The 3,035-nt window shown below is 73.0% G+C and carries 2 protein-coding genes and 2 pseudogenes; 2 read left to right on the plus strand and 2 right to left on the minus strand.

Annotation, left to right across the window (positions count from 1 at the left end; translation table 11 throughout):
* Positions 1 to 95, plus strand: a pseudogene (locus tag AB0O29_RS34780) (RNA-guided endonuclease TnpB family protein); the annotation flags it as partial.
* A gap of 221 nt (positions 96 to 316) precedes the next feature.
* Here AB0O29_RS34780 and AB0O29_RS34785 read toward each other — a convergent pair.
* Positions 317 to 1,063 (minus strand): annotated as a pseudogene (locus AB0O29_RS34785) (phenylacetate--CoA ligase family protein); the annotation flags it as partial.
* Positions 1,064 to 1,358: 295 nt separating this feature from the next.
* Between AB0O29_RS34785 and AB0O29_RS34790 the strand changes: the two are divergent.
* Positions 1,359 to 2,162, plus strand: coding sequence for an endonuclease/exonuclease/phosphatase family protein (locus AB0O29_RS34790; protein ID WP_365160125.1), 804 nt, complete (start codon positions 1,359 to 1,361; stop codon positions 2,160 to 2,162).
* 53 nt (positions 2,163 to 2,215) lie between these two features.
* Here the strand turns inward: AB0O29_RS34790 and AB0O29_RS34795 are convergent, their stop codons facing one another.
* On the minus strand, positions 2,216 to 2,983 hold the full coding sequence (locus tag AB0O29_RS34795) for a helix-turn-helix transcriptional regulator (RefSeq protein WP_365160122.1): 768 nt from the start codon (positions 2,981 to 2,983) through the stop codon (positions 2,216 to 2,218).
* Positions 2,984 to 3,035: the final 52 nt, after the last annotated feature.

The raw sequence follows: 3,035 nt of genomic DNA on the forward strand, positions 1-3,035 counted from the left end.
TCCCGGAGGGAGCGCGGCCGTCCACGGTGACCGTGTCGCACGACGCCGCCGGGCGCTGGTTCGTGTCGGTGCTGTGCCAGGATCCGGCCGTGGAGACGGCCGACAGGGCGTCCTGGGTGTAGAGGGAGACGGGACCCACCCGTACGCCCTCCTCGGCGCGGCCGAGGATCCGGAAGTGCCCGGGTCCGGTGCCGGTCCACTCGGCCCGGTCGCCCGCGGGGTAGCGGATGATCGGCATGAGGCGGCGGAAGAGGCTGGTGACCACGACCCGGCCGGGGCGGCCCGGTTCGGCGATCGGCTCGTCGGTGGAGTCGTCGAGGATCTCGACGACCGAGTGCGGGGCGAAGGCGCGGTGCACCCGTGCGTCGGGGCCGGGTACGGGGCGGCCGAGCAGGCCCGCGTCCACGCTGGCGTACCCGACGGAACGGGCCTCGGCGCGGGGGAACGCCCTGGCCAGTAGGCGGCGCTGGTCGTCGAAGAGGGCCTCGCCGCCGAAGAGGAGCAGTTCCACCGCGTCGAGCCGGTCGCCGGCGGCCAGGACCTGCTCGGCGAGCCGGCACAGGGTGGTCGGCGTTCCGGCCAGGACCTGGGCGGAGAGGTCGCGCAGCGTGGGGATCGTCGACTCCAGCGGCGCGCCGCCGCCGATGGGCAGGCGGACGTTGTCCACGGGTGCGTGGGCGAGGGAGTCGAGGACGAAGAGGAAGCTGGCGTACAGCTCGCCGGCGTAGAAGAGGTCGGCGACGCGGTGCCCCGGGCGCAGACCGGTGTCGACGAGCCCCTGGCCGAAGGCGGTGACGAAGGTGCGCCACTCGTCACGGGTGTAGACGGAGAACTTGGGGGACCCGGTGGTGCCGCCGGTCTTGTAGACCGTGGCCTCGCTGAGCGGGCCGGTCAGGACGCGGCCGTCGTGCGGGGTGTTGGCCGCCCAGAAGGCCTGCTGGTCGACCACCGGCAGGTCGGTGAGGCGGTCGGCGTGCGGCGGCAGGGAGGCGTAGAGCTCCTGGTAGAAGGGCGAGTTGTGCCGGGCGAAACGTATGAGGTCCGGGAGTTGCTGGGCGGACATGGGCCTTTGCCTAGGTGACGGAACGGAAGGGGCGCCGCGGCGGCGGCGGGAGCGGGGGCATCGGGTGCCTCGGGCCGCTCCTTGGACGCGCCAGGACTTGACGCTCAGTCACGATGATGAAACATCGATCCCCCAGTCGCCAAATTGGGCAAGAATTTCCGGCCAGTTGGGCAAAACTCGTAAGAATTTCAAGTACCGGGCCCTCGATCACGGGTCGAGGTCGCCGTGTGATGATGTGCGTCCAGTGAGGGAGGCGAGGGTGCTGAGAAGGAGCGCGCGGTGGGCCGCGGGCGTGATGGCCGCGGCCTGTCTGGTGCTGCTCCTGGGCCCCGGCAGCACACCGGGCGCCCGGCCGCTGCCGCCCGCCGCGGCGAGGGAGGCCGTACCGGACCGGGTCGCCACGTGGAACATCTGCAACCCCTGCGGCGGCAGCGAGCGCAACTTCGGCCGGGCGAAGGAGATCGCCGCGGTCGCGCCGCAGGTCATCGGCCTTCAGGAGGCGTGCGTACGGGACGTGGAGGAGATCCGTACCTACCTGGAGGAGGTCTACGGGCTGGTCTACCGGGTCGCGTACGGGTCGGTCCTGCGGAACTGGAACCGCTGCGGGGGCCTGCCGTGGAGCCCGGGCGGCTTCGGCCAGGCCATCCTCTCGGCGGCGCCGATGACCGACCGGGTGAGCGTCGGGTACCCCGACGGCGGCTCCGAGAACCGCGGCTACCTCGCCGTCACCACGCTGGTGGGCGGCCGGCCCGTCCGCGTCTTCGACACCCACCTCGCCGAGCGCCGGCAGCCGCAGGTACGGGCGGGCCAGGTGCGGGTGCTCGCCCCGGAAGTCGCCCGCCACGACCGGGCGATCGTCCTCGGCGACTTCAACGCCGTACCGGAGTGGCCCGAACTCGCCCCGATGTGGCCCCTGGCCCAGGACGCCGACCCCGCCTGCCGCCCCGCCCCGACGGACGACACCTGCACCCCGACGACCGACTGGAACCTCAAGTTCGACTACGTCTTCCTACGCGGCCTCACCCCCCACGCCCACGACATCCGCCCCAGCCCCTACTCGGACCACCACCTGCTCTCCACCGACCTGAACCGGAACTGAGGGCCCCGGCCGGTCCGGCGGAAGTAAGGCGAGCCGGGCCGCTCCAGGTCCGTCTACTCCGCCCGCACCACGCGGGGACGGGCGTCATCGCCGGCCGCGTCCAGGCCCGCGAGGAGGCGCAGGCCGTCCTCCGACGGGCTGCCGGGAGCCGCGGACAGCACCAGGAGCTCGATGCCCGACGCGTCCGGCAGTACGAAGTTCTCGTGGTGCAGTTCCAGCAGCCCGACCAGGGGGTGCCGGTACGCCTTGAGCCCATGGCCGCGCGCCCGTACGTCCGCACGGGCCCAGAGGCGCCGGAAGCGTTCGCTGCCCATCGACAACTCGCCGATGAGCGAGGCCAGACGGGGGTCCTCCGGGTACTTGCCGGCGGCCAGCCGCAGCAGCCCGACCACGTCGAGGGTGCAGTTCTCCCAGTCCGCGTACAGGCCGTGCCCGGACTCCTCCAGGAACAGGTGCCGGGCGATGTTCAGGCCCGGGATCGGGCGGCCGTACAGGAGCCCGGCGAGGCGGTTCGCGGCGAGCACGTCCAGCCGGTGGTCCATGAGCAGCGCCGGCGCGCCGTTCACCAGGTCGAGCACGCGCAGCAGTTCCGGCCGGATCCGGCCGCCCGGCGCCTTCGCGCGGCGGCGGCGCTGGCGGGCCAGCCGGTGCAGGTGTCCGCGTTCGGTCTCGTCGAGGCCGAGGACGCGGGCCAGCGCGTCGAGGACCTGCTCCGAGGGCTGGGTCGCACGGCCCTGCTCCAGGCGCACGTAGTAGTCGACGCTGACGCCCGACAGGTGCGCGGTCTCCGGCCTGATCGCCCTGGCCGTCGGCGCGGGCATCTTCTTCTCGCAGCTGCGCGTCGGCGGCGCCAACGGCCGCTACATCTGGCCC

The organism is Streptomyces sp. NPDC089915, assembly GCF_040684675.1.
Lineage (GTDB): Bacteria > Actinomycetota > Actinomycetes > Streptomycetales > Streptomycetaceae > Streptomyces.

Bases quoted from the DNA above. Each gene is read 5' to 3' on its own strand.
- AB0O29_RS34795 (WP_365160122.1), bottom strand. From the start codon at position 2,983: ATGCCCGCGCCGACGGCCAGGGCGATCAGGCCGGAGACCGCGCACCTG.
- AB0O29_RS34790 (WP_365160125.1), top strand. From the start codon at position 1,359: ATGGCCGCGGCCTGTCTGGTGCTGCTCCTGGGCCCCGGCAGCACACCG.